Consider the following 26862-nt stretch of genomic DNA (forward strand, 5'->3'; position numbering starts at 1 on the left):
GAGACGGCCCACCCGATGCCTCCAGGCAAGAAGAAGCCCGCCGACCAGGCGGAGCTGTTCAGCGCCTCCACCGCCAAGGAGATCCAGGACATCCTCTGGAAGGCGGCCGACAAGCTGCGCGGCTCCATCGACGCCGCCCAGTACAAGGAGTTCGTCCTCGGCCTGATCTTCCTGAAGTACGTCTCGGACGCCTTCGACGAGCGCCGCACCGAACTGGCCAAGGAACTGGTCGAGGACGGCATCTCCGAGGAACGCCTCGACGACTTCCTGGAGGACCGCGACGAGTACACCGGCGCCCACGTCTTCTGGGTCCCCGAGACCGCCCGCTGGTCCTGGATCGCCACCCACGCCAAGGCCCAGGGCGTCGGCAAGCTCCTGGACGAGGCGATGGACGCGATCATGCGGGAGAACGCCTCCCTCACCGGCGTCCTCCCCAAGATCTTCAACCAGGACCGCGTCGACCAGAAGCGTCTTGGCGAACTCGTCGACCTGATCAGCGACGCCCGCTTCGGCGGCAGCGAGGACAAGCCGGCCCAGGACCTGCTCGGCGAGGTGTACGAGTACTTCCTCGGCAACTTCGCTCGTGCCGAGGGCAAGCGGGGCGGCGAGTTCTACACGCCGAGTTCCGTCGTCCGGCTGATCGTGGAGATCCTGGAGCCGTACGAGGGGCGGGTGTACGACCCGGCGTGCGGCTCGGGCGGCATGTTCGTACAGGCCAGCAAGTTCATTCAGGCGCACCGGGGCCGGCTCCACAAGGCCGACATCGCGGTCTACGGCCAAGAGTTGAACGAGCGCACCTGGCGGCTGGCCAAGATGAACCTGGCCATCCACGGCATCGACGGCAACCTCGCCGCCCGTTGGGGGGACACCTTCGCCGACGACAAGCACGCGGACCTCAAGGCCGACTTCGTGATGGCCAACCCGCCCTTCAACATCAAGGACTGGGCGCGGGACGAGACCGACCCGCGCTGGAAGTACGGGGTCCCCCCGAAGAACAACGCCAACTACGCCTGGCTCCAGCACATGATCTCCAAGCTGGGGGAGAAGGGAACGGCCGGCATCGTCCTGGCGAACGGCTCGATGAGCTCCCAGTCCAGCGGGGAGGGCGAGATCAGGCAGGCCTTGATCGAGTCCGACCTGGTGGCGTGCATGGTCGCGCTGCCGTCGCAGCTCTTCCGCACGACGCAGATCCCGGCGTGCCTCTGGTTCCTGTCCAAGGACAAGTCGCCGCAGGGTGTTCGGCGGTTGGACGACCGACGCGGCGAGATCCTGTTCATCGACGCCCGAGGGATGGGCGAGATGGCCGACCGGACGGAACGCATCCTGCTGGAGGCCGACCTCAGGAGGATCGCCGACACGTATCACGCGTGGCGGGGCACGGCGTCGGCGCGGGAGGCGGGGCTGACGTACGAGGACGAGCCCGGCTTCTGCCACTCGGCGGACCTTGCGAAGGTACGGGAACAGGGGTACGTACTGACGCCGGGACGGTACGTGGGGGCCGTCGAGGCGGAGGAAGAGGACCCGGAGGCAGTTGCCGAGCGGATCAGCAAGCTGACGGAGGAGCTGTTCGAGCTGTTCGACAAGTCGGCTGAGCTGGAGAAGATGGTGCGGGTGCAGTTGGGGAGGATCGGTGTCTGAGTGGAAGAAGGTGCCGCTTGAGGCGCTATTGAGCAGCACGATTTCATACGGAATTGTGCAACCCGGATCGAACCAAGCGGCTGGTGTTCCCATCGTGCGCGTCAAAGACGTGCGTAACGGGAAGGTGGACGATCGAGAGCCGCTTCGGGTGTCGCCTGAAATCGAGTCCAAGTACACGCGGACACGTCTTCAGGGCGGAGAAATCCTTCTGACGTTGGTTGGTTCCACGGGGCAGGTAGCGGTAGTCTCCCCTGAGCTTGCCGGGTGGAATGTAGCCAGAGCTATTGGGGTGCTGCGGCCGAGCTCGGAAATTTCGCCCCGTTGGCTGCAGTACTTCCTTGAATCCGAAGATGCGCAGCAGTATATGCGGGAGCATCTCAACACAACAGTCCAAGCCACGCTAAACCTGAAGGATGTGCGTCAACTTCCGGTGCCGCTACCTCCGCGAGGAGAGCGGGAAGCCGTCGTCAGTGTGCTCGGCGTGCTGGATGACAAGATTGCCGTCAACGAGCGCATCGCGAATACCTTGCGTGAACTTGGCCACGCGTTTTTCGCTCAAGCGGTGGCGGAGGGTGCGGGCGTAGAGGCCAATGTCAAATCAGTGTCGTGCGTTCTCACACGAGGCATAGCGCCGAAGTACTCTGAATCGCTGGATGACCTGTTGGTCCTGAACCAGAAGTGCATCCGAGGCGGCCGTGTGAGCACTGCTCCCGCACGTCGCACGCTTCGAGAGAAGGCCAAAGCTCCGAAGCTGCTGCTGAGAAATGATGTCTTGGTGAATTCAACCGGTGTCGGCACGCTTGGACGAGTCGCGCGTTGGAGCTCCGACGAGGCTGCGACGGTCGACTCGCACATCACCATCGTGAGGTTTGACGAAGCTCAGGTGGACCCCGTATGCGCAGGCTTCGCCATGCTTCGCGCACAGCCCGAGATCGAGGCGATGGGCGAGGGCAGCACCGGGCAGACGGAGCTACGACGCACTCAGTTGGGTGAGCTGGAAATCCCTCTCCCTAGCAAGGAGCGGCAACGTGAGCTTCGCCCCAGGCTTGACTCCCTCGAAGCGCGGGCTGACCAGGCTCTGAATGAGTCCCAGACCCTCGCGACCCTCCGCGACACCCTCCTCCCTCAACTCATGTCCGGTCGCCTCCGCGTCAAGGACGCCGAGAAGATTGTCGAGGACGCCACATGACGACCTATCAGAACGACAACGAGCCCGACGACAGAACCCACCGCCGCCCCACCGAAGCCGACTGGGAGGTGCTCGCGCTCGACGAGTTGGCCGAGTTGGACTGGCTGCCGGCCTCCGGGAACGAGTTCGCGCCCGGGTCCGGGCACCGGAAGTCCTGGGAGGATCTCATCCTCTACCCGGACCTTCAGGGGGCGATCGAGCGCCTGAACCCGGAACTGCCCCCGGACGCCGTTCACGAAGCCGTGACGACCGCCGCCACCCCCGGTTCCCAGGACACCTACGAGGAGAACCGGACCGCCCACCGCCACCTCACCACCGGCATACGGTCCGTCACCTACACCGACTCCTTCGGTGCCGAGCACAACCCCACGGTCCGCCTCCTCGACCTGGAAGACCCGGACGCGAACACCTACCGCGCCCTGAACCAGGTCACGGTGATCGACGGCGACAAGAACCGTCGCTTCGACGTCGTCCTCTACGTCAACGGTTTGCCCCTGGCCGCCGTCGAGCTGAAGCGCGCCGGCGACGAGGACGCGACGCTCCAGACGGCTCACGCCCAAGTGGCGAGGTATGTCGAGGAGTTCCCGACCGCCTTCCGCTACAACACAGTCGTTCTGCTCTCCGACGGGATCTCCGCGAAGTACGGCACGCCGTTCACGCCGTACGAGCACTTCGCGCCGTGGAACACGGACGAGTTCGGCGCCCGCGTCGACCCGCTCACCGCCGACGGGTTCGCCGAGTCGGGGCAGAACCTCGCCATCCACGGCCTGTTCACCCAGCCCCGGTTCCTCCAACTGGTCCACTCCTTCATCAACTTCGTCCCGTCGAAGCGGATGAAGCGGATCGCGAAGCCGCACCAGTACCACGCCGTCACTCGCGCCGCCGAAGCAGTCCGTACCGCCGCGGCCAGCGACGGCAAGGCCGGCGTGGTCTGGCACACCCAGGGTTCCGGCAAGTCGGAGGAGATGGTCCTCACCACCACCATGGTGATGAGGGACCCGGCGCTGCTGAACCCCACCGTCGTGGTCGTCACGGACCGTACGGACCTCGACGACCAGCTCTACTCGACGTTCCAGGAGAGCGAGATCCTCCCGGAGACGCCGAAGCAGGTTGTCACCCGCGCCGAACTCCGGGAGGAGCTCGTGGCGAAGAGGACGGGAGGGATCCTCTTCACCACGCTCCAGAAGTTCGGCAAGACCAAGGAGGAGCGGGAGTCGGGCACCGACCACCCGATGCTCTCCGACCGCCGGAACATCGTGGTGATCGTCGACGAGGCACACCGCAGCCACTACGACGACCTCAACGGCCTCGCCCGCCACCTGCGCGACGCGCTCCCGCACGCCACGCTGCTCGCCTTCACCGGCACGCCGATCTCGGAGGCCGACCGCAACACCCGCGAGGTGTTCGGCGACTACATCGACGTCTACGACCTCAAGCGGGCCGCCGACGACGGCGCGACCGTGAAGGTCTACCACGAAAGCCGTGTGATCCAGCTCGTTCTGGACCGCGAGGTGGACCCGACCACCATCGACGAGGAGGCCGACCGCATCACCGACGGCCTCGACGACACCGAACGCCGCCGCGTCGAGCAGGCCGTCGCGACGATGAACGCGATGTACGGCGCACCGGCCCGGATAAGGGATCTCGCCGCCGACCTGGTGGACCACTGGGAGTCCCGCCGGGAGCGGATGCAGCCGTTCGTCGGCGTCTCCGAGTCGGGCGGCGCGCCCGGCAAGGCCATGGTGGTGTGCGCGACGCGCGAAATCTGCGTACGCGTCTACGACGCACTGCGCGAGCTGCGTCCCGAGTGGCACAGGGACGAATTCGACAAGGGCGTCATGAAGATCGTCTTCTCGTCGAACTCCCGCAAGGACCCGGACGCGCTGCTCGCTCACGCGCTGACCGACAGCCGCCGCAAGACCGTCATCAACCGGGCCAAGAACCCCGACGACGAGCTGGAACTGCTCATCGTCAACAACATGCTGCTGACCGGCTTCGACGCCCCGCCGATCCACACCATGTACCTGGACCGGCCGCTCAAGGGCGCCAACCTGATGCAGGCCCTGGCCCGCGTCAACCGACGCTTCCGCGGCAAGGAGGACGGCCTCCTCGTCGGCTACGCGCCGCTGACGGAGAACCTCCAGAAGGCCATCGCCGAGTACACCGAGGCCGACCAGCGCGACCGCACCCTCGGCCAGGACGTCGAGCGCGCGCTGGACGAGTTGCGCAACGAGTACGACATCCTCACCGGCATCCTGCGCGGCTTCGCCTGGGAGCCCCTGCTCGACAAGCCCGGCCCCCGGGCCTTCGTCGACGCGGCGCTGAAGACCGCCAACTACCTGCGCGACCCTCGTACCAAGGGCAACAACCCCGACCTGCTCGACGACCCGCGCCAGACCCTGGGCCGCCGCTTCCGCGACCACGCCTACCGGCTGGAGCGCTTCTGGGCGCTGGCGGGCAGTTCGAAGGAGGTGGGGGACAGGTTCGGGGACAAGCCGGCCTGGAAGCGGCACATCCAGTTCTTCGCCGAGGTCCGCGCCTACATGGCCAAGCTGGACGCCATGGAGCGGGAGGCACGCGGCCTCCCGGTGGCCCGCGACGTCGAGCTGTACCTCTCCCAGCTGACCTCGTCGGTGGTGGAGACCGGCGGAGTCACGGACCTGTTCGCCGAGGCGGGGCTGGAGACCGCCGACCTGACCCACCTCAGCGATGCCCTGGTCGCCCAGCTCCAGAACAGCGACACCCCGCACCTGGCGGCCGAGGCGCTGAGGCGGCTCGTCGAGCGGAAGATGCGCGAGGTCACCCGGCACAACATCGTCCGGCAGACCACGTTCTCCCAGCGCCTCCAGGACCTGATGGTGCGCTACATGCGTCAGCAGTACACCAGCGCCGAACTCATCGCCAAACTGGTCGAGATGGCCAAGGACGTCATGGCCGACGCCAACCGAGGTGAGAAGTTCGACCCGCCGCTGAACTGGCGCGAACTCGCCTTCTACGACGCCGTCGCCGACCACGGCACCGCTCGCTCACTCATGGGCGACGAAGTCCTGGCCGGCATCGCCCGCGAACTCGTCACCGAGGTCCGCCGCCAGCTCAAGCCCGACTGGATCGCCCGCGAGTCCGTCCGCGCCCGACTGCGCAGCACCATCAAGCGCCTCCTGGCCCGCAACAACTACCCGCCGGACCAGCAGAAGGAGGCCATCGACCTGGTCCTCCGTCAGATGGAACACTTCGCCAACGAGTGGTCCGAGAACGGCGTGCCGGATGACTGAGAGGTGATGCGAGGGTCCTGCCGTCCCGGAGTGACGGCAGGACCCTCGTGGTGTACCAGGGCGTCATCATTGTGCACAGCCGGAGTGGTCCAAAGAACTGCTTGATCCAAGGGGGATACTGTGAGTGAGCTCATCAACCTTGTTGCAAAGCTGGAGCGGCAAGTGAGTGAGGCGGAGGAAGCGCACCAGATCGCCGACCGCCTCTCGGATGTCTGCGAGGAACTGCTCGACGAGATTCGGCAAATTTCTTCCACCGTCTCGGAGCTCGGGTTCGAGCTGGACGGATACGTCGCGGATTGCGACTACTCGGCTGTGCAGCAAGCAGCGTATGAGATCCGCGGAGCCACTGACGGTGACAGCCTGCTGCCCATCCTTCGCCAGGTTCTCTTGCTCCAAGCGCTCCGAGACGGCGGATCGCTCCCGGATTCGGGAGCGATCGAGTCGTTGCCGGAGTTGCCCGCCGAAGATGTAGCGCACCCGACCCTCACCCTGGAAGAACTGCTGCGTGACTCCGAGAAGGAACTCAAGGGAAGGGAGGAGTCTGCACGGCAGATCTGGTGTGACGAAGGTGACGAGGCTGACCTTGAGGATGCCCTTCGTGAAGCGCGAACAGAGGCCATCCGAGACCGGGCGACCCGCGCAGGGCGGCATCTCATTGAGCTGTGCGAGTACATCGCCGAGGACCTCTGTCCCAGGCTCGTGACCAGCGCCGAGAACGGGGACATTGAGGAGGCGCTCGAGACGCTCGCGGCCGTAGACGCCGCCGGCAAGGAGGCGGAACCGGCTTACAAGGTCTATGAAGTGGCGCTCTCGGAGCAGTACGAGAACAGTCCTTCCTCGCTGGGAGCCGTAGGCGAACACCTCATGTTGTTTGAAAGCTGGCTTGGTACCCAGTAGGTGCCACTTGGCATCAGTGCAACAGGTACAACGAGGGCCCTGCCGACCGAGATCCAGGTCGGCAGGGCCCTCACGGTCGTACGAGCGTCACACGCACCGCTCCGACGAGGCCAGCCCGACGAACCCCGCCCACGCGTCACGCGAGACCGTGAGCATGGGGCCGGCCCCAGCCTTCGAGTCCCGGACGTGCACAACTGCCATGGCAGCCGCAACCTCTACGCATTCGCCGCCCTCGGTTCCGCTGTAGCTGCTCTTGAACCAGGCGAGGCCGGAGGTGACGGTCGAGGACTCAGCGTTGGTCATAGCGATCCCAGCAACCTTTCGATGAACTCCGTTGACTCTCGCGGACTGAGAGCCTGTGATCGGATAATCCCATAGAGTGCGGCCGCCAGTACCCCTTGCTCAGGGTCGGTCTGCAGAGAGCCGATGCCTCGTGCCTCGGCGTACACGAACTTCTTGCCGTCCTTGCGTGTGACGACGGTGAACGGTCCGTTCACACCCGCGTTGTCCTCGCGGTCGAGTGGCATGACCTGGATCTCGACATTGCGCTTCTGGCCGATCAGCAAGAGGTGCTCCAACTGCCCGCGCTGCACCGTCTTACCCCCGTACGGACGTCGCAGGAGCGACTCGTCGAGCACGAAGCTCAGGAAGGGTGCGGGCCGACGATCGAAGATGTCCTGTCGGGCGAATCGTGCCGCCACTCGCTGCTCGATGGTCTCCTCGTCCAGAGGCGGACGCCTCATGGCGAGCAGCCCCCTCATGTACTCCTCGGTCTGAAGCAGGCCATTGAGTACAGGCATGCTGTACGAGACCAGCTCAACGGCCTCCTTCTCCAGCACCGCCATCCCCTGAAAGAACACCGGATACTGCGCCCGTTCCACCTGCTCCTTCCACAGGCACAGCAACCCGCCCGCCCCCAGCACCTCATCGGCGCGCTCGATCGTCCTGGGCGTCGGAATCCTCCGCCCCTGCTCGAACGAGGCGACCGTGGACGCCGAATACCCGAGCCGCCGCCCGAACTCCTCGCGCTCCAGCCCCTCCCGCACCCGCAGCGTCTTCATGGTCTGCCCGAACGCGACGACGACACCCCGCCCCGCCTCGTCCTCCGGTCGTCGCCCCGCGGCCCGGTCGTCGTTCTCCCAGCCGTCCCCAGGACCCATGGCCGCCCCCACGCCGCCGCCGTCACGCTCTTCCGCAAGCGCCTCGGCGCCCGCCTCCACGCCCTCGCGTTCAGTCATGTCCGTCATCACCGCCTCCTTGCCTCAACGCCCCCGCAAGGGACGCCGTTACGGTGTGCAGCTCCTACTCGTGCGGACAACGCGCCGACAACCGCCCTTTGTCGCTGCGTCACCACTCGGCGCGCTTTGCGACCGGCAGGGCCGTGTGGGGGCATCCGCGCTGCTCGCATGCGGGCTCTCGGTCACGGCTCGTCCCGGGGAGGAGCCGTGACCGGGCCTCGGAGCCCCGAACGAAATGGGTGCTCAGCGGGCGACTGCGGGCGGGGCGAGAGGAGCGATCTCCCTGTCGAAGAAGTCGTGGAAGTCGTCCCCCCGCTCATACAGAGCGTCGAAGCCGGCTGACGTCTCCCGGATCAGTGTCCGGTCGGTGAAGCGGTTGGCTCCCGCCGCGTTCCCGTCATCGTCGTAGAGCACCTCGTACATGGCGACGTCCCCGAGGATCACCACCTCGGGAACAGGGCGGTCCTTCTCGATGTCCGCGATCTCGCGAGCGTCGAGCACCCTGATGTTGTCGCCCAGGTCCACACGCAGACGCAGGACGAAGAGCTCCCACTGCACGTAGGGGGTCACCGGAAACTCCACCACGCGAAGGCGACGCTCCAGAATGCCTAACCGCGCGGCGTCGCGGAACTGCCGTGCGTAGACGTCGCGTTTCTCCTGGGTGAGGGACAGGGCGCGGTCCCATTCCCCGGCGGCGAAGGCTTCCCAGCTGGCGAACCCGCGTTCTTTGAAGTTCTGCCCTCGTTCGAGCTTGTTCAGATGGTGAATTCCGCTCTCGTAGACGCGGCGGAAATCCGCGTGATATGCGGGGCGATCCATGCGTTCGAAGGTTCCGCTCGGGAAGGAGTCAAACATTCGGGATATCCGGTTTCGCTGCGATGAGCATGTTCCTGGGAATGACCACGAGTCGTTCGTCCGCTCCGACGGATACTCCGGCGGGCAGCTTTCCGCTCAGGGGTTCCGTGAGGTCACGCCCGATGATGGCGATGTCCCCGTTCTCGAGTTCCCAGATGTCGGGGCAGTCGGGGTTGTCGGTCGTGTTCCCCAATTCCTGAGGCGATTTCCCCAGGCGCCGCTTGAATGTCGTGGTCGGGTCGGCTTCCCACGGCCTGCTCATGGTCATCGCCCCCTCGAACGGGTCGGATTCTTGCCACTTTAGCATTGCGCGTGTTGGCTTGGTCATGTGAAAAGTGGACATGCTGAAGATGCCGAGGCCTTTCTCTTGTTGTCCCATCCGGTTCAAGAGTGCGATGATGGGAGGTCGCGAAACGGCACAGTATCAAAATGCGACAGACGTGAGTCATTCCGTATACAATCCAAAAATTTGAATATTTTGGGCAGGGGGAACTGTGGACCCGGAGACGGCATTACTCGCGCAGAGCGCGGGAGTCACACTGGTCACTTTGATGACGACCGACGCCTGGAATCGCACTCGAGAGGGCGTCACACGACTGTGGCAGCGGACGCAGCCGCACCGAGCCGAGGCCGTCGCCGCCCAACTGACGGCCACTCGCGAAGACGCCCTGGCGGCCGGTGAGGCCGGTGAGGCCGGTGACCAGGAGACCCTGGGCGAACTGCATGCGGAGTGGCAGGGGCGGCTGAGGCGGCTGCTCGCCGCCCGGCCAGACGCCGCAGCGGAACTGCGCGGACTCCTCGACGAGCTCGACCCGGGCGGTGTGAGTGGATCCGCGATCACCCAGCACGCCACTGCGTCGGGCCACGCCCGTGTCTATCAGGCCGGGCGAGACCAGCACAACACGCAGCGATGACAGGTGGGATGGACGGTCACGCCGAGGACCGTGGCCGTGTCTACCAGGCGTCGGGTGACCAGCACATCAGCGTGCACCACCACTATGGCGAACAGGGCGATGGGACGGACGCGCCGCAAGGCCCCGACTCGGTTCGCCGTCCGGCGGTCGGCCGGCCTCCAGTCGTGCTGCGCGACCGCGCCGAGGTACTGGAACGGCTGCGGGCGAGTGTGCGGACAGGGCAGGGCGGCGAGGTCTACGTGCTGTACGGCATGGGTGGCTGCGGCAAGACCGCGGTCGCCTACACACTCTTTCAGCTGGCCACCGGCGAATGCGGCCGGGTCGGACTGTGGGTCAACGCCTCCGACCGCGCGAGCCTGCGTGCGGGCATGCTCGCCGTGGCCGCCGACCGGGGCGCCGGTGACGGGGAGTTGCTGGCCGCCCGGAACGGACTCCGTCCTGCCGCCGATCTGGTCTGGCAGTATCTCGACCGCTCCGCCGAGCCCTGGCTGCTGGTGCTCGACAACGCCGACCACCCTGAGATCCTCCGGGACGGCAGCTGGCTGCGCACCAGTCCTAGGGGAACGGTCGTGGTGACCACGCGCCGTCCGGCCGCCCGCTGGTGGCCGGGGGCGGAACTGCAGCACATCGGCGTACTGCCGCGTGAGGATGCCGCGCGGGTGCTGCGGGACCTCGCCCCGCACAGTGGCACGCAGCAGGAGGCGGCTCGGATCGCGGACCGGCTCGGCCGGCTGCCGCTCGCCCTCACGCTGGCGGGCGGCTTCCTCTCCCAGCAAGTGCTCGACCCCTGGACGATGGAGACCTACGGGCGCCGTCTGGAGGAAGGAGGAGGGGTCGAACTCATCGACCAGGGAGCCGATGCCCTGTCGGAGGAGGACCCCCGGCACCTGGTGGGCCTGACGTGGCAACTGACACTCGACGCGTTCGAGACCCGCGGCCTGCCCGAGGCGACCGCGCTGCTGAGGCTCCTGTCGCGGTTCGCCCCCGAGCCGCTGCCGCTCTCCCTGCTCGGCCATGCCGAGATCAGTGGCGCCCTGCCGCGCACCCGCTGCGAAACGGCCCTGAGGGCACTGATCGACCAGTCGCTCACCGAACTGGTCGACGTCGGTGAGCGGTGCGTGACGAGCCACGCGGTGCTGCTCGACAGCGTCGTCGCGGCGACCCCGGCGAACGTGGTGCCGGCGCTCCACGCCACAGCGGTCCGACTGCTCGACGCTTCCGTGCCCGAGGTGCCCGACGCCGGTCCGTACGATCCGCTGCTTCGGCTGCTGGTGCCGCACGGTCTCGCCCTGCTGCGGCGCGCCGGCGACCCGTCGACATCGGCCGACGCACTGGCCGTGGTGACCAGGCTGTCCACCGCGCTGCACCGCACGGGGGACTACATGTCCGCCTGGGAGACCGCCCGAGCCGCCGCGAACCTCGGTGAACAGCGGCTCGGCGCCGAGCACCGGCTCGTCCTGGCCGCCGGCTCCAGGGCCGGCCGCGCACTCTTCCGGCTCGGCGAATACGGCGAGGCCGAACTCCTGCTCAGACGCCTCCACGCGACTCAGGAGCGACTGTTCGGGGCCGACGACCCGGACACCCTGGACAGCCGCCACGGCCTTCAGCTCGTGCTCGGCAACGTCGGAGAACGCGATGAGGCCGTCTCGCTCCTCCGCTCCACGGTTGCCGGCAGGCGAAGGGCGCTGGGTCCTGCCCACCCGCTGACATTGCGCTCCCGTTCCAGTCTGCTGGTTCTGCTGTCTGCGTCCGAGAGCGTCGCCGAAGAGGACGGCGCCCTGCTCTCCCTGCCCATGGAATGCGTACGGTTCCTCGGTCCCGACCACACGGTGACCCTGGGAGCCCATCACAACCACGCCTGGGCACTGCATCTGCTGGGCCGCTTCGACGAGGCCGACCAGGAGATCCGGCATGTCACCGAGGCGTACCGGCGGCGCTTCGGCCCCGACCACCCGATCGCGCTCTCGGCGCAGCAGCTTTTGTCCCGAATTCGGGCCGCACGGGGCGACTTGGCGGCGGCCTCCGAGATCATGACGGATGTCGTGGCCCGGCGGGAACGCGGCCTGGGAGCCGATCACCCGTTCACCGTTGCCGGTCGGCGACTCCTCGGCGAGTTCACATCCGGGCTGTGGCGTCCACCGGAAGCACACGGGTGAACGTCCCGGAGCCCAGGGGTGTCCGGACGGAGTACCGCCACCGCGCCCTTGCGTTCAGCCATGTCCATCACCGCCTCTTCCGCTCAACGCCCCGCAAGAGACGCCGTCACGGCGCGCAGCTCCGACTCGTGCCTGCAAAGCGCGTACAGCCGCCCCCTGTCGCTACGTCACCACTGGTCACGCTACGCGACTGACGGGACCGTGAGGGACGTGGCGACGAAACCCATCAATCCCACCGACACCACCACACCCACCACCCCCTACGCCCCTTTGAAGACGGCCCCACCCCCGCCCCGCACCTTCGAGATGCGCTTCACCTCCACACCCCGCGGAGCCCGTCTCGCCCGCCGCCTCGCGGCCGTCCGTCTGGACGCCTGGGGGATCCCGTACGACACCGACCCGCACGACGCGATCGTGCTGATCGTCGCGGAGCTCACCGCGAACGCCGTACAACACGGCCATGTCCCCGGCCGGGACTTCCACCTCAGCCTCCACGCGACCCCCGACGGCCGCACGATCCGCGTCGAGGTCACCGACACCCGCGCCGAACGCCACCCCCGCCGCCCCACCGCCCTGGAGGAGGCCGACGGCGCCGACGAGGCCGGCCGCGGGCTGCTCCTCGTGTCGCGGCTCGCGACTTGCTGGGACTGGCACCCACGCCCGGACGGCCCGGGAAAAACCGTTTGGGCGGAGTGCACGCTGCCGCCCTGGCCCCAGGGGTGAACGGTCCCTCCGGCGCGCACCGCGCGAAGGGCGAGGACGCCGAGCGTGCGGCTCACGCCGAGCAGGCACGCGCCGCTCTGCGGGAGCGGAACGGCTACGCCCCCGATGTGAGTGAGCAGGCCGCTTTGGACGCCGAGTTGGACAGACGGATCGGTGAGACGAGGGCAACGTGACCGATCACCGGCTCGACGCGAACGGACAGCCCCGGACAGCTTCGCCCACCCTCGTAACGGAGCCTGTCAACTCGTCAACTCCCTTGATAACTGGGGTTATCGAGTAGCCGGCCCTGGAGGAGGCCTGCCCGCTCCTACGGTTCCGTCCATCGACAGGCACCCGGCGGCCCAGCCGCCGCCCCCGGCGCCTGTCGGTGCTCGCCCCTTCCACGTCAGTACGGGAATCACGGGAGACACCTCATGGACGACGCTACGGACCAGAACCCCGACCGCGCACTGCCGCTGCCCGAGCTGGTGGAGGCCCGGCTGGCCGACGACCGGAAGCTCGCCGAGCCGGTGAAGGCTCTCATCCGCGAGGCACTCGAGGACTCCGGGAACACCAAAGACGGCGCACGCACCTCCACAGGCCCGCTCTACCTCGGCAAGGTCACCGTCACCGGCTTCCGCGGCGTCGGCTCGGAGGCCCGGCTGAAGCTGCGGCCCAAGCCCGGAGTCACCCTCGTCGTCGGGCGCAACGGCTCCGGGAAGTCGAGCTTCGCCGAAGCCATCGAGACCCTGTTCACTGGGACCAACGCCCACTACTCCGGAGGGCATCCGAGCCACGCTGTCCGCTGGCGCAACCTGCACAACGGCGAACGTACCTTCGTCGAGGCCAAGCTGACTGTCCAGTGCGACCCGTCGCCGAGCACTCTCACCCGCGCTTGGACCGGCGACGCCTTCACCGACTCCCGGGCCGTGCTCAAGCGGCCGGGACGCGGCACCGTACCGCTGGAGCAGGCCGGTTGGGGGCAGGCGATGCGGACCTACCGCCCGTTCCTGTCGTACGTCGATCTGGGCAACATGATCAACGGCAAGCCGACCGAGATGTACGACAACGTCGCCGCGATCCTCGGACTCGAGTACCTCAACGCCGCCGTGCGGCGGCTGGCGGACAGGAAGAAGGAACTTGAGGCGGTCCAGAACGCCGAGAAGGAGAAGAAGCAGCTTCTGCACGCGGCCCTGGAAGCGGTCGAGCATGACGACCGGGCACTCAGAGCCCTGCTGGCGATGGACGAGAAGGGCGGTCCCGACTACGCCGTCCTCGACGCCCTGATCACCGGCTCCCCCACGGCCGATGAGGGCCGGCTGCGCGAAGCGCGTCTGAAGGCCGACGCCCAGGGGCCCGACCTCGACCGGGTCGGCATTGCCGTCGACGAGTTGCGGTGTGCAGTGGCCGACGCCGACGAGCTGCAGGGGTCCGCGGCCGCGGACGCCCACAGCAGGGCGGAGTTGCTCCAGGCGGCCCTGACACACAGCGACCGCCACGCCGACGACACGGCCTGCCCGGTCTGCGGCACGCAGCAGGTCCTGGACCAGGAGTGGGCCAGGCGCGCCGAGGCGGAAATCGCCGCCCTCCTGCAGGAAGCCGAAGCGGTGCGCAGGGCGGAGGCGGACGTGCGGGCCGGAATGCGCACGCTGCAGGACCTGATTCACCTGCCGCGGGAGTTCCCGGCGGTGCTGACCGACCCGTGGGAGGCGTGGGGCGCGTGCCGGGGGGTCACCGACCCCGCCGAGCTCGCCGAGCGCGCGCTCAGGGCGGCGCTGACACTGACGGACGCGTGCGAGATCGTGGCCAGGAGGGCGCGTGACGAACTGGCGGCCATGGACGAACGCTGGCGTGAGGTCGTCGGCCTGCTGGCCGAGTGGACGAAGCTCCGCCGGGAGGCAGACGCCGTCAAGTCGCGCAAGACGGAAGTCAACGCCGCCCACACCTGGGTCAAGAAGCTCACGACCGAGATCCGCGACCTGAGGCTCGACGCCTTTGCCGGGCACACGCAGCGGATCTGGGAGAAGCTCCGCCAGCAGAGCAGCGTCGACCTGAAGCACGTCGGCCTGCACGGCACCGCGAGGGCCACCGTACGCAAGCTGATCATGGACGTCACCGTCGACGACACCGAGGCTCCCGCCCTGAGCGTCATGAGTCAGGGCGAACTGCATTCGCTCGCGCTCTCCCTGTTCCTGCCCCGTGCCGCCATTGCTGACAGCCCCTTCGGGTTCGTCGTCATCGACGACCCCGTGCAGTCCATGGACCCGGCGAAGGTCGATGGCCTGGCCCAGGTCCTCGACGAACTCGGCCGCGACCGCCAGGTGGTCGTCTTCACCCACGACACCCGCCTCCCGCACGCCTTCCGCAGCCAGGGCCTGCCGGTGACCGTGCTGAAGGTGGATCGGGGCGTGGAATCACAGGTGAAGGTCGAGTGCGAGACCGATCCGGTCCAGGAGGCCATCGGCGACGCGATGGCCCTCGCGAAGACCGAGAACTGCCCCGAGCCGGCACTGCGCAACGTCCTGCCGTCACTGTGCCGCGAGGCCCTGACGAAGGCGATCGTCGAAGCGGCCTGGATCCGGCGGAGCCGTACCGGGCAGTCCGCCGACGGTCTGCAGGCCGCCATCGACGAGACCGAACGGCTCATCCCGCTCGCGTCCTTCGCCCTCTTCGACGACGGTCGCGTCCACCCTGACGAGGAGGTCAAGGGCCGTCTTCGTTCCCTGTACGGCGGCGAGAGCGCGCTCCTGATCCGCCAGTGCCAGCAGGGCGCCCACCCTGGCGGATTCCTCCCGCCCGACCCGGTCGCCTTCGTCAGGAAGGTCGAGGACCTTGCCGGCCGGATCCGCAAGCCGGAGGTGAACGCCTGATGCCTGCCACCCGCACGAGCACTGGCACCGCTTCGGTCTCCGACCTCCTGTCGACGGCCGAGAGCCTCCTCGCCGAGGGCCCGAGCGGTGGTCCGCTGACCCTCGCAGGCCGTGTCCGCGGCGCGACCTACGCCCTGCGCATCGCCCTGGAAGCGGCCGTCGACGCGATCCTCACGACTGAGGAAGCCGCATTCCGCGAGGTCCGTAGTACGCGCGCCAAGCTGCTCTGCCTGCGCCACTACGCCGGCCCCGACCTGGCCCGCCGCACCAGCGCGCTCTGGAGCCGGCTCAGCACCGGCTGCAAGTACCACCACGACGAGATCGGCCCGAGCCACACCCAGGTACGGGCCTGGCAGACGGCTGTCGAGGCACTCGTCGCGGAACTCACCGCGCCTCGGAATGTCCTTGAGCTTCCGCAGCAGGCGGGCGCGAGGCGCCCGCCGTTGGGGAAGTCGCCGACGTCCTCCGAGAGATCGCACACCATCGGGAACCGGACTGCGATCACAGGCAACTGACGTGATGTGATAATTCTGTGAAGGGGATCGGGCGCCTTGCGCCCGATGCGGTCCGGGGGACCGCGAGGAGGGGAAATCGCATGGGCGTGCCCGCGCATGAGGAAGTCATCGCATCCGAGCAGAAGAAGGTGGATTTCGCCTACGACTGCTACGAGACGCGGCTGACCCAGATGACCGGTGACTCCGTGGCCAAGGCGTCGGCCAGCGGAAAGGACAGCGTCGCCAACCGGCTCAAGGCCGAGGAACAGGCCGCCACCTACGGGGGGCTGGGCGACGAGAGCCTGGTCGTCGGACGCGTCGACGCGACTGATCCCGACGAGGGGATCGAGACCTGGTACATCGGGCGGCGAGGGGTATGGGACGACGACCACAACCAGGTGGTCGTGGAGTGGACCAACCGGGCGGCCCGGAAGTGGTTCGACGCGTCGCCGGACTCGCCCGGGGACGTGGTGCTGAGGCGGCGTCTGATCTGCTCGCAGCGAGTCGTCGAGGACTACGCCGACGAAATCGCGCTGCCTGCCCCCGCCACGGCCGCGCCCGGTCCGGAGGACCAGGTGATCGTCACCGGAGCGGAGTCAGCGGAAGAGGAGGACGCGGTTGCTCGTCGACCGGTCGTCCAAGGTGAGAAAACCACGCAGGAGACCACCGGCCGCCCCGTCCCCAACCCCGGCGACATCGTCCGCATCCAGCGACGCAAGCCCCAGCAGCCCGACGACTTCCTTCTGCGTGACCTGCAGCGTTCGCGCAGCGGTCGCATGCGGGACATCGTCGAGACGATCCGGCGTGACCAGATGGCGCTCGTCACCGGGGCGCCCTCCGAGATCCTCGTCATTCAGGGCGGTCCGGGAACCGGAAAGTCCGCGGTCGGTCTGCACCGCGTGACATGGCTGGTGAACAATGACCACTTCAAGGCGCGGGACATCCTGGTCATCGGCCCCCACCAGCGGTTCCTCGAATACGTCGGCCAGGTGCTGCCCACACTCGGCACCCGCGACGTCAACGCCGTACAGCTGTCACGACTCTGGGACGGTGACATCCGAGGCACTGACAGCACCCGTACACGGCTGGTGAAGTCCGACGAGCGCATGGCCGCCGTCCTGCAACACCGCGTCGAGAACGAGTACCGCCCCGAGGCCCTCGACGACCTCACCACAGCGCCCTCCTACGAGGGGGACGAGCCCGCGTTCGTCGTCACCGCCGCCGGCACGACCCTGCGTGTGGTCCGCTCGCAGATCCTCGCCGCCCTGGAGGAGGTCCGGCAGGGCGGAGGCTCCTACCGCGAGCGCCGCGACCGATTCCGTGGCCTGGTCGTCGACCTGCTGCTGAGGGAACTCGTCGCTGTCGCCCCGCGCCGTAGCCGCGACCACACGATCCGCCGCGAACTGGAGCGCAACCGGCGGGTGGAGCGCCTCATCGAACGTATCTGGCCCTCCCCGAGCCCGGCGGAAGCCCTTCGCACCCTGTACGACTCACCACAACTGCTCCGAGCCTGCGCCGAAGGCATCCTCGACGACGTCGAGCAGGATGTCCTGCACCGTCCCCGCGCGGCCAAGGCGGACGAGGAACAGTGGACGCTGGACGACCGAGTCTGCCTCGAGGAACTCCGTCACCTCATCACAGGTGAGACTCCGCGTCACTACGGGCACGTCATCATCGACGAAGCCCAGGACCTGACACCCATGCAGGCCCGCTCGCTGCGCCGCCGTCTGGCGGCCGGTGGTTCCATGACCGTTCTCGGCGATCTGGCCCAGGCCACCGGCCCCCACAGCTACCTCGACTGGGACCGCCTCGGCACACTCCTCTCCGATCACGGAGACTGTCGGCTGGCCGAGCTGAACACGAGCTACCGCGTACCGGCCGAGATCATGGAATTCACCGCGCCACTGGCCCACGTGATCGCGCCCACGCTGCCCTACCCGCGGGCCGTACGCGAAGCCGGGACCGACGCCGTCCGAGTGGTCAAAGCCGAACCGGACACGGTCATGGACGAGACGGTCACCCGTATCCGCCACCTGATCGGTACCACCGATGGCCGCAGCCTGCGGTCCGTCGCGGTCATCATTCCCGACGAGTTCGAGTGGGCCGACGAGATCGACCACCGGCTGGCCGAGACCGGCGGCGTCACCACCGAGGAACGCCAGGCCGTCTCAGTGCTTCCCGTGTCCCAGGCCAAGGGCATGGAGTTCGACCACGTCCTCGTCGTCGAACCGTCCGCCATCGCCGACCAGGAACCCGTCGGCCTCCGGCTGCTCTACATAGCCCTGACCCGTAGCACTCAGAGCTTGACGATCATTCACTCCACATCTCTTCCGTCGGCGCTGACGGGCGCTGATGACGGTCAGCCTTCCGACGCCGGCCTGCGTCAGGACACGGAAAGGGACATCCTTCAGATCGGCACCGAGGTCCGGGTACGGGTGGTCTCCGTCAGTGGCGGCATGTACCGGGTCGAACCCGTCTCGACCGCCACGAACCTCCCCCTCTTCGTGGCCGTACGCAGCGGCGCCGTGCCGCCCGCCGTCGGGACCGAACTGAACGCGTGGGTGCTGCGCCACTCGTCGAACGGTGCGTTCGTCACGACGGACGACTTCGGCCGCCTTCCCATCTCTCCGACCATGCTGGGGCGCTACCTGGATGCTCTCGGCATCGTCGAGGACCTGGCGGGCGGGGACGTCCCGGACAACGCCCGCTCCCGGATCTCGGAACTCAAGGGCATGGCCACCCGCTGTCTCAAACTGGACCAGCACGACTGGCTGGACGTCTGGCGTGTGCTCGGTTGTCCTGACAAACCGAGCCTGAGCCGGCTGCAGAACCTGGCCGTGAGCACCAACCACGCGCTGAAGTTCGGCACCTTCGAGCCGGACGTGTTCCGGGCTGAACTGGCACGGAGCGGCTGGTCCGATGCGCTGGCCGAAGCGCGGGACACCCTGAGACGGCGACTCACCGGGCCAGTGGAGGAGGAGCGCCGAATCGAGGTCACGCAGACTCAGGCGCAGTCCCAAGCGTCCACCGGCGCAACCGAATTGCACGAGCAGCACGAGCAGTCTCAGGGCAACGCCCAGAAGGAGTCCGGCATCATGGCCATCACCCCGTACGCGGCCGAGCCGGCCACGGACCTGCTCCAGCACTTGGAAGCGGCCGTCGCCGCCGACCGCACGTGCAAGACGCACGAAGCCGTGCGGCACGAGCTGATGGCCGCTCTGCTGCGTGCGGATTGGCAGCCCGAGAACTCCGGGGTCGTGGACGTCAGTTGTGTCACCGACACGGGGCTCGCCCTCTACGAGGTTCTAGGCGCCGGCCGGACGTCCCACGCCGACCTCCGCGCGGGTGCGGCGCGGCTCCTGGAGGTCGACCACACACTCCCCTCCAAGGCCGATCGCCTCTACCTCGTTCTCTCCGAGGCGCCGGCCGAACCCTGGTCCGCCGACTCCATCCGTGACGTCTTCACGATCGAGGTTGTCTGGCGTACCTCTGTCGGCTGGGAGGGAAGCGACGCGAAGGCGGCTCTAGGTACCGGCTGAGGGATGACCCGGGCGGGCCGGGGTCACCGCTGAAGAGACCGGTAGGTTTCACCCTCCCGAGTGATCACCGCGGTCAACACGGCCTGCCGTGCTCACCGCGCGCTCCGGATCAGGGCGAACCGGGCCCCCTCCGGATCCGTCACCGTGGCCACGCGGCCCTGGACGGTGTCCCGGGCGGGGACGAGGACCCGGCCGCCCAGGGCGACCAGGCGGGCGGTCGACTCGTCGGTGTCGGGGACCTCGAAGTAGGTCGTCCAGTGCGGGCCCCGGTCGTGGGACAGGGACCGGCCCACCCCGTGGACCCCGGCGACCGGACGGCCGTCGAGGTGCAGGGTCACGCGGTCGACGTCGGCGGCGCCGTCCGGCTTCCGTTCGTAGCCGAACAGCCTGGTGTAGAACGTGGCGGCGCCCGCGCTCTCGTAGGTCAGCAGCTCGTGCCACACCGGGGTGCCGGGCAGCCCGGCGATCTCCGCGCCCGGGTGCGGCCGGGCCCGCAGAAGGCCGAAAACCGCGCCCCACGGGTCCGAGCCGATCGTCAGCCGTCCGATGCCGCCCGCGTCCAACGGGCCCACCCCGATCGTGCCGCCGCACAGCCGTACCGTTTCCGCCGTCAGGTCCACGTCGTCCGAGGCGAGATAGGGCGTCCACGCCGCGGTCAGCCTCCTGCCGGGCGGCAGTTGCCCGATGCCGCCCACCTCGTGGCCGTTCAGCAGGGCCCGCGCGCAGGGGACCGACCGGCTCGGACCGGGCTGGAACTCCCAGCCGAACAGGTCCCCGTAGAAGGCCTGCGCGGCGGCCATTCCCTGCACCATCAGGCTCACCCGGCACGGTGTGCCCGGTCTGTTCCGGGCGGGTGCCCGGCCGTTCGGGACGCCCGGCTCCGGTGCCTCGGTCATCGTCACCTTCTCCTCGGCCTCCAGGGCCTCTCGACGGCCGCCTCGATTCCGTTCTCCGGACCCCGAGCCGAAGCGCCGGCGAGACGGGGTCCCGTCCGGAGGGTGCCCGGTATGCGGTGCCCCGCCCGTTTCGATGCGTTTACCGAAGGATGTCGATCGGCTGTACAGCATGTGGCCGATCCCGTACGCCTCGTGATCGGAAGTGCCCGGCCGAGCAGAGTAGCCCGCCGCGGGCGATGCGGCCACCCCGTGCGCGAGGATGGGGCCATGAACGCCATCATCTCCGCATCCGATCTCGCGAACGCCCTCGCGGGGCCGCGGCCGCCCGTGCTGCTCGACGTCCGCTGGCAGCTCAGCCTGGCCGCGGCGGCCGGCGTGGCGCCCTTCGACGGGCGCGCCGCCCACGCGGCGGGGCACATCCCCGGCGCCGTCTTCGTCGACCTGGACCGCGAACTGGCCTCGGCGCCGGGCGGAAACGGCCGCCATCCGCTGCCCGACCTGGAGGTGTTCGGCGCCGCGATGCGCCGTGCCGGGGTGTCCGCGGACCGGCCGGTCGTCGTTCACGACGGCGGTCAGGGCTGGGCGGCGGCCCGTGCGTGGTGGCTGCTGCGCTGGACCGGACACCCCGACGTGCGCGTCCTGGACGGCGGCCTCGCGGCCTGGGAGGGCCCCCTGGAGACCGCCGTGCCCGAGCCGGCCGAGGGCGACTTCGTGCCGAAGCCCGGCGCGCTGCCGCTCCTCGACGCCGACGCGGCCGCGGCGCTGGCCCGGTCCGGCGTGCTCCTCGACGCTCGCGCGGGGGAGCGGTACCGGGGCGAGGTGGAGCCGATCGACCCGGTGGGCGGCCACATCCCGGGCGCGGTGTCCGCGCCGACCACCGAGAACGCGGGCCCGGACGGGAAGTTCCTGCCGGCCGGGGAACTCCGGGCGCGGTTCGCGGCGTTGGGCGCGACCGACGGGCGCGATGTCGGCGTCTACTGCGGCTCCGGCGTCTCCGCGGCGCACGAGGTGCTGGCGCTGGCCGTCGCCGGAATCCCGGCGGCCCTGTACGTCGGCTCGTGGTCCGAGTGGTCCTCGGATCCGTCCCGGCCGGTCGCGGTGGGACCGGACCCGCAGTGACGGGGTGTCAGGTCGCCGGCCGGGAAGATACTCCCAACGAGTGACAGTCGGTCCGCCGGAACCGGCGACGGACCGTCAGGAACCTTGGGCAGCGCGGCGCACGGCGAAGGGCCGCACCCGACAGGTGCGGCCCTTCCTCTCGTACAGTCTTGCTGCCGCTGCCCGCTACTCCTGCTTCTTGCGGCGCGTGCCGAACACGATCTCGTCCCAACTCGGCACGGCGGCCCGGCGGCCGGGCCGGACCCCGTCCGCCTCGGCCTGCCGGTCGGTGGCGCCGGTGAGGCGGTCGCGGTGGCTTGTGACGGAGCGCGGCATGAGGACGTCCGCGTAGGCGGAGCCGGCCGAGGCCGCGGGTGCCGGGGGCTCCTCCGCCACCAGGTCCTCCTCGGGCTCCTCCACGGGTTCCGGCGCGCGCTCGGGCACCACCAGGTCGCCGCGGAAGCTCGGCACCGCTTCCAGCAGGCTGGTCAGCGTGTCCCGCTCGCCGACGCTCTCCTCGGGGGGTTCGGGCGCCTGTCCCGGCAGTGCCGGACGGTCGCGGTCCCGGTCGAAGGAGCGCTCGCGCGGCAGACGCGCGATGCGCGGCACGAACGGAAAGCTGGGCTCCGGGGAGCCGAGGTCGTCGGACTCGCCGATCAGGGCGCGGGCCTCGTCGTCGACGGCCTGCACCAGGCGCCGCGGGGGGTCGTACGTCCAGCTCGCCGAGTGGGGTTCGCCCGCGACCCGGTAGACCAGCAGAACCTCCCAGGTGCCGTCGTCGCGGCGCCAGGAGTCCCACTGGACGGTGTCCTTGTCGGCGCCGCGCAGCAGCAGCCGCTCCTGGACGGTCTCGCCGAGCAGCGGACCGGAGTTCTCGCCGGGGCGGCGGACGGGGGTCTTGCGGGCGCGCTCGGCCATGAAGGCGCGCTCGGCGAGTACGGGGCCCTCGAAGCGCCGTACCCGGTCGACGGGGATGCCGGCGAGCTGGGCGACCTCTTCCGCGGTCGCGCCCGCTCGTATCCGGGCCTGGATGTCGCGGGGGCGGAGATGGCTCTCCACCTCGATCTCGATCTGGCCGAGGCGGGGACGGTCGCCGCGCACGGCGGCGCGGAGCCGTTCGTCGATCGGAAGCGTGTACTCCGTGCTGTCCGCAGCCTTGAGCACCAGCCGTGTGCCGTCATTGGAGACGGCCACGACACGCAGTTCGGGCATGGGGACCTCCCGGGTGGTGCCTGCCGACGTCACGTGCGTCGCTGCTTCCGCTAGTCGAGTGTGGCCTGCCCGGGTGCAGCCTGCCACAACCTTGCCGAGTTGCCCGGCGTGTCGGGCGCGGGCCCTGGAACGCCGTTATGGCACGGTTACCTGTTTGCAACGCTAAGTGACCAACACCGTCACCCTGTGCAATCAGCCCCCTCCCGGCGGTCCAGCATGGTCCCGGACACCCCGAAGGGAGGCCGGGCCCAGGGCTCATAACGGTACTCCATTCGGGCCACGTGCGTGGATGGGCGCGCCGCCCGACTTCCGGCCGGAGGCGGTACTCGGCCGCCCTCGTCCGGCTTTTTCGATCATGCCCGTGGGGAACTTCACTTAATCGCCGCAAACGGAACTATCGCTTTCGTCCGTACGTCCCTTTCTCGTGTGTTCGGCCGATCACCTGTGAAAGGTGCGGCCCTGCACGAAAGATGCGGCTGTGTGCGGAAAGGTCAGGCAAGGTCCGGTCATGCGTGAAAGGTCCGACGGTGACGGTGTGCCGAGCATCGGCGAGGAGGTGAGGAGGAGGCGGTTCGACCTGAGCGTCGCGCAGGTCGCGGGCAGCGCCCTGGCGGCGGTGGTGGCCGCGAAGCTCGCCTCGTACTTCGGCGTCTACGGCACGATCCTCGGGGCCGGTGTCGTCAGCGTCCTGGCCACCTGCGGCGGTTCGGTCCTCCAGCACTTCTTCCGGCGTACCGGCGAGCAGCTCCGCGGGGTGGGCGCTTCCCCGACCGCTTCCCCGGCCGCCTCTCCCGCGGCGGTCACGGCGGACGCCCCCGCCGGGCGCATCCCGCCGCCGGTGGGTGAGTTCGGTGAGGGGACCGTCTACCGGGCCCGGATCAGGAGCTGGAAGCGGCCCGTGGTCGCAGCCGCCCTCGTCTTCGGGGTCACCATGGCCGGAATCACCGCCTACGAGCTGGTGTCGGGCGACAGCTTCAGCGGCGGCAGGGGCACGACGGTCGGCTCCGCCGTGACCGGCCACCGCCCGCCCTCCGTGGCCCCCGACGAACACGCGCCCACCTCCTCGCCCTCCCGCGCCCCCGGCAGCGGGGGCGGAACCTCGCCGGACGGAGCCGCCTCCGGTCGCCCCGACCGCGGCACCGGGGCGAGCCCGACGCCCGCACCCGAGGCCACGGGTGACAGTGGCGCCGGCGGAGGCGACTCCACGGGGTCCGCCGGCACCGACGGCGCCGGGGAGGGCAGGCCCTCCAACCCCGGCACCACGGCTCCGGCATCCGGCGCGAGCGCTACGGCCCCAGCACCCTCCGCAAGTAGTCGTTCTGGAACAGCCGCTGGGGATCCAGCCGGTCCCGCAGCGCCGTGAACTCCCCGAAGCGCGGGTGGACCGCGGCGAGTTGGCCGGCGTCCCTGGTGTGGAGCTTGCCCCAGTGCGGCCGGCCCTCGTACGCCGTGAAGATGCTCTCCGCGGCCGTGAAGTACCGCTGGTAGGGGGTGCCCCGGAACATGTGGACCGCGATGTACGCGCTGTCCCGTCCCGAGGCGGTGGACAGGGTGATGTCGTCGGCGGGCGCGGTGCGCACCTCCACCGGGAAGCTCACCCGCAGTCCGGAGCGGTCGACCATCGCCTTGAGTTCGCGCAGCGCGTCGGCCAGGGCCTCGCGCGGCACGGCGTACTCCATCTCCACGAAGCGCACCCGGCGCGGCGAGGTGAAGACCTTGTAGGCGATGTCGGTGTACGTCCGCGCGGACAGCGCGCGGCTGGAGATCCGGGCGATCGACGGAATGGTGGCGGGCGCCGCGCGACCGACCCAGTTGGCCACCTGGAAGACGCCGTTGGAGAGGAACTCGTCCTCGAACCAGCCGGCCACCCGCCCCACCGGCTGCTCGGGGCCGGCGCTGCGGTTGTTGCGCTTGGTGTTGGTGCTGCCGGTGTGCGGGAACCAGTAGAACTCGAAGTGCTCGTTCTCCGCCCAGAGTTGGTCGAACTCCGCGAGCACCTGATCCAGGCTCATCGGTTCCTCGCGGGCGGTGAGCAGGAACAGCGGCTCCACCGCGAAAGTGAGGGCCGTGACGATCCCCAGCGCGCCCAGGCCGACGCGGGCGGCGGCGAAGACCTCCGGGTTCTCCCTCGCGGAGCAGGTGAGCACCGAGCCGTCCGCGGTGACCAGCTCAAGGCCCTTGATCTGGGCGGCGATCGACGCGGAATCGCGGCCCGTGCCATGGGTGCCGGTGCTGGTCGCCCCGGACACCGTCTGCTCCATGATGTCGCCCATGTTGGTGAGCGAGAGGCCCTCCCGCGCGAGAGCGACGTTGAGCCGCTTGAGCGGGGTTCCGGCCTCGACCGTGACCGTCATGGCCTCACGGTCGATGCCGCGTATGCCGGTCAGCAACCGCGGGCGGATCATCACCCCGTCCGTCGCGGCGATGCTCGTGAACGAGTGACCGGTGCCGACGGCCTTGACCCGCAGTCCGTCCTCGGCGGCCCTCCGCACGGTGGCGGCGACGTCCGCCACCGTGGCCGGAGCGACCTCCCGCCCGGGACGCGCGGCGACGTTGCCGCCCCAGTTACGCCATGTGCCGTTCTTCGCGCTCGTCGTGCTGCTCAACGAAGCCTCCCCGACGCGGAGCCGGCCTGCTGAGCCGGCGGTACCCGAGGAAACCGACCGCCACCGCGACGGCCCCGGACACGGCCGGAACCCCGTACCCGGCCCGCGCCCCGGCCGCGTCGATCACCCAGCCGGCCACCGAGGAGCCCAGCGCCACCCCGACCGCGAGCCCGGTGCTCACCCAGGTCATGCCCTCGGTCAGGTGCGAGCGTGGTACGTGCTCTTCGACGAGGGCCATCGTCGTGATCATTGTGGGAGCGACGGACAGGCCCGCAACGAACAGCGCCACGGCCAGAAACGGCAGGTTCCCGACCAGTAGGAGGGGGATCATACTCACGGCCATCGCGCAGATGCCCAGCAGCCAGCGCCGGGCGGGCGGTCCCGCGAAGCGCAGCAGGCCGAAGACGACGCCCGCCGTGCAGGAGCCCGCCGCGTACAGGGCGAGGACGACGCTCGCGGCGCTCTTGTGCCCCTGCTCCTCTGCGAAGGCGACGGTGACCACGTCGACCGCCCCGAAGATCGTCCCGGTCGCCACGAAGGTCGACACGAGCACCTGCAGCCCGCGCGCACGCAGGGCGGAACCGCCGACGTGGTGCTCGCGCGGGTGCGGCGCGGGCTCGGTGGCGCGCTGGGCGGTCAGCCAGAACACGCCCACCGCCAGGAAGCAGGAGGCCAGCAGCGGCCCCGCCTCCGGGAACCAGACCGTGGACAGCCCGATGGAGGCGATCGGCCCGAAGATGAAGCAGGCCTCGTCCACCACCGACTCGAACGAGTAGGCGGTGTGCAGCCGTGGTGTCCCCCGGTACAGGGCCGCCCAGCGCGCGCGGACCATCGCGCCCAGGCTGGGCACGGAGCCGATCCCGGCCGCGCAGACGAACAGCACCCAGTCCGGCCACCGGAAGTGCGCCGCGCACAGCAGGACCGCCGAGGCGGTCAGCGCGACGAGCGTCGCGGGGCGCAGCACCCGGCGCTGCCCGTGCCGGTCGACCAGCCGGGATATCTGCGGGCCGAGGACCGCGGCGGCCAGCGCGATGGTGGCCGACAGCGCGCCCGCGAGTCCGTAGCGCCCGGTGAGCTGGGAGATCATCGTGACCACGCCGATGCCCATCATCGCCAGCGGCAGCCGGCCGAGGAACCCCGCGGCGGAGAAACCCCTGGAGCCTGGAGCGGCGAACAGGTCACGGTACGGGCTGGGCACAGGCTCTCCGCGAATCCGGTAAGGCGTGAAGGAAGCTGATACAGCTTACGGACCGGGCGCCCCCGGCGCACCACCCCCTCCGGACTTC

The 26862-nt window shown here is 69.2% G+C and carries 20 protein-coding genes; 12 read left to right on the forward strand and 8 right to left on the reverse strand.

Going from position 1 to position 26862, the window contains the following annotated elements; all coding sequences use genetic code 11:
• The first annotated feature begins 15 nt into the window (after window positions 1-15).
• The 4 genes from ACIOWN_RS17885 to ACIOWN_RS17900 all read left to right on the forward strand — a co-directional run bounded on the left by ACIOWN_RS17885 (window position 16) and on the right by ACIOWN_RS17900 (window position 6996).
• Window positions 16-1638, forward strand: a complete 1623-nt coding sequence (locus ACIOWN_RS17885; RefSeq protein WP_401982701.1) for a type I restriction-modification system subunit M — start codon at window positions 16-18, stop codon at window positions 1636-1638.
• Window positions 1631-2827 carry a restriction endonuclease subunit S gene (locus ACIOWN_RS17890; RefSeq protein ID WP_401982703.1) on the forward strand — a complete coding sequence of 399 codons (1197 nt, stop codon included), beginning with the start codon at window positions 1631-1633 and terminating at the stop codon, window positions 2825-2827. The genes ACIOWN_RS17885 and ACIOWN_RS17890 overlap by 8 nt, the downstream gene beginning before the upstream one ends.
• Window positions 2824-6099, forward strand: coding sequence for a type I restriction endonuclease subunit R (locus ACIOWN_RS17895; RefSeq protein WP_401982705.1), 3276 nt, complete (start codon window positions 2824-2826; stop codon window positions 6097-6099). The genes ACIOWN_RS17890 and ACIOWN_RS17895 overlap by 4 nt, the downstream gene beginning before the upstream one ends.
• A gap of 120 nt (window positions 6100-6219) precedes the next feature.
• Window positions 6220-6996: a hypothetical protein gene (locus tag ACIOWN_RS17900; protein ID WP_362354606.1), complete on the forward strand. Its 777-nt coding sequence runs from the start codon at window positions 6220-6222 to the stop codon at window positions 6994-6996.
• Between the two features lie 87 nt (window positions 6997-7083).
• On the opposite strand, the gene ACIOWN_RS17905 is transcribed toward ACIOWN_RS17900, so the two are convergent.
• The 4 genes from ACIOWN_RS17905 to ACIOWN_RS17920 form a co-directional block, all read right to left on the reverse strand.
• Window positions 7084-7299 (reverse strand): DUF397 domain-containing protein, encoded by a 216-nt coding sequence (locus ACIOWN_RS17905; RefSeq protein ID WP_362354608.1) that lies wholly within the window; start codon window positions 7297-7299, stop codon window positions 7084-7086.
• Entirely contained in the window at window positions 7296-8234 is a 939-nt protein-coding gene (locus ACIOWN_RS17910) for a helix-turn-helix transcriptional regulator (RefSeq protein ID WP_362354672.1), read from the reverse strand. Before ACIOWN_RS17910 ends, ACIOWN_RS17905 begins: the two co-directional genes overlap by 4 nt.
• Before the next feature lie 243 nt (window positions 8235-8477).
• On the reverse strand, window positions 8478-9089 hold the full coding sequence (locus ACIOWN_RS17915; RefSeq protein WP_362354610.1) for a DUF6879 family protein: 612 nt from the start codon (window positions 9087-9089) through the stop codon (window positions 8478-8480).
• Complete coding sequence (locus ACIOWN_RS17920) at window positions 9082-9351, reverse strand: hypothetical protein (protein ID WP_362354674.1); 270 nt, start codon at window positions 9349-9351, stop codon at window positions 9082-9084. The genes ACIOWN_RS17915 and ACIOWN_RS17920 overlap by 8 nt, the downstream gene beginning before the upstream one ends.
• A gap of 232 nt (window positions 9352-9583) precedes the next feature.
• Between ACIOWN_RS17920 and ACIOWN_RS17925 the strand changes: the two genes are divergently transcribed.
• The 6 genes from ACIOWN_RS17925 to ACIOWN_RS17950 all read left to right on the forward strand — a co-directional run bounded on the left by ACIOWN_RS17925 (window position 9584) and on the right by ACIOWN_RS17950 (window position 19764).
• Window positions 9584-10003 carry a hypothetical protein gene (locus tag ACIOWN_RS17925; protein WP_401982708.1) on the forward strand — a complete coding sequence of 140 codons (420 nt, stop codon included), beginning with the start codon at window positions 9584-9586 and terminating at the stop codon, window positions 10001-10003.
• Window positions 10000-12159 carry a tetratricopeptide repeat protein gene (locus tag ACIOWN_RS17930; protein ID WP_362354614.1) on the forward strand — a complete coding sequence of 720 codons (2160 nt, stop codon included), beginning with the start codon at window positions 10000-10002 and terminating at the stop codon, window positions 12157-12159. Before ACIOWN_RS17925 ends, ACIOWN_RS17930 begins: the two co-directional genes overlap by 4 nt.
• A gap of 210 nt (window positions 12160-12369) precedes the next feature.
• Window positions 12370-12882, forward strand: coding sequence for an ATP-binding protein (locus ACIOWN_RS17935; protein ID WP_362354616.1), 513 nt, complete (start codon window positions 12370-12372; stop codon window positions 12880-12882).
• Window positions 12883-13295: 413 nt separating this feature from the next.
• Window positions 13296-15731: an AAA family ATPase gene (locus ACIOWN_RS17940; protein ID WP_362354620.1), complete on the forward strand. Its 2436-nt coding sequence runs from the start codon at window positions 13296-13298 to the stop codon at window positions 15729-15731.
• Window positions 15731-16246, forward strand: coding sequence for a hypothetical protein (locus tag ACIOWN_RS17945; protein WP_362354622.1), 516 nt, complete (start codon window positions 15731-15733; stop codon window positions 16244-16246). The genes ACIOWN_RS17940 and ACIOWN_RS17945 overlap by 1 nt, the downstream gene beginning before the upstream one ends.
• A gap of 80 nt (window positions 16247-16326) precedes the next feature.
• Complete coding sequence (locus tag ACIOWN_RS17950; RefSeq protein WP_362354624.1) at window positions 16327-19764, forward strand: ATP-binding domain-containing protein; 3438 nt, start codon at window positions 16327-16329, stop codon at window positions 19762-19764.
• Between the two features lie 92 nt (window positions 19765-19856).
• On the opposite strand, the gene ACIOWN_RS17955 is transcribed toward ACIOWN_RS17950, so the two are convergent.
• Window positions 19857-20660 (reverse strand): VOC family protein, encoded by an 804-nt coding sequence (locus ACIOWN_RS17955; protein WP_362354626.1) that lies wholly within the window; start codon window positions 20658-20660, stop codon window positions 19857-19859.
• Between the two features lie 267 nt (window positions 20661-20927).
• Between ACIOWN_RS17955 and ACIOWN_RS17960 the strand changes: the two genes are divergently transcribed.
• A complete protein-coding gene (locus ACIOWN_RS17960) occupies window positions 20928-21779 on the forward strand; it encodes a sulfurtransferase (RefSeq protein ID WP_362354628.1) in 852 nt (283 codons plus the stop codon).
• Window positions 21780-21944: 165 nt separating this feature from the next.
• On the opposite strand, the gene sepH is transcribed toward ACIOWN_RS17960, so the two are convergent.
• On the reverse strand, window positions 21945-22970 hold the full coding sequence (gene sepH, locus ACIOWN_RS17965) for a septation protein SepH (RefSeq protein ID WP_362354630.1): 1026 nt from the start codon (window positions 22968-22970) through the stop codon (window positions 21945-21947).
• 508 nt (window positions 22971-23478) lie between these two features.
• Here sepH and ACIOWN_RS17970 point away from each other — a divergent pair.
• Window positions 23479-24333, forward strand: a complete 855-nt coding sequence (locus ACIOWN_RS17970; protein ID WP_362354632.1) for a hypothetical protein — start codon at window positions 23479-23481, stop codon at window positions 24331-24333.
• Here ACIOWN_RS17970 and ACIOWN_RS17975 read toward each other — a convergent pair.
• Together ACIOWN_RS17975 and ACIOWN_RS17980 are read right to left on the reverse strand one after the other, a co-directional pair.
• The gene (locus ACIOWN_RS17975) at window positions 24257-25576 is read right to left on the reverse strand and encodes a D-arabinono-1,4-lactone oxidase (protein ID WP_362354634.1); all 1320 of its coding nucleotides are present in this window, start codon (window positions 25574-25576) and stop codon (window positions 24257-24259) included. The genes ACIOWN_RS17970 and ACIOWN_RS17975 overlap by 77 nt on opposite strands.
• The gene (locus ACIOWN_RS17980) at window positions 25536-26774 is read right to left on the reverse strand and encodes an MFS transporter (RefSeq protein ID WP_362354636.1); all 1239 of its coding nucleotides are present in this window, start codon (window positions 26772-26774) and stop codon (window positions 25536-25538) included. Before ACIOWN_RS17980 ends, ACIOWN_RS17975 begins: the two co-directional genes overlap by 41 nt.
• Window positions 26775-26862: the final 88 nt, after the last annotated feature.

The organism is Streptomyces sp. NPDC087787 (assembly GCF_044743035.1).
GTDB lineage: Bacteria > Actinomycetota > Actinomycetes > Streptomycetales > Streptomycetaceae > Streptomyces.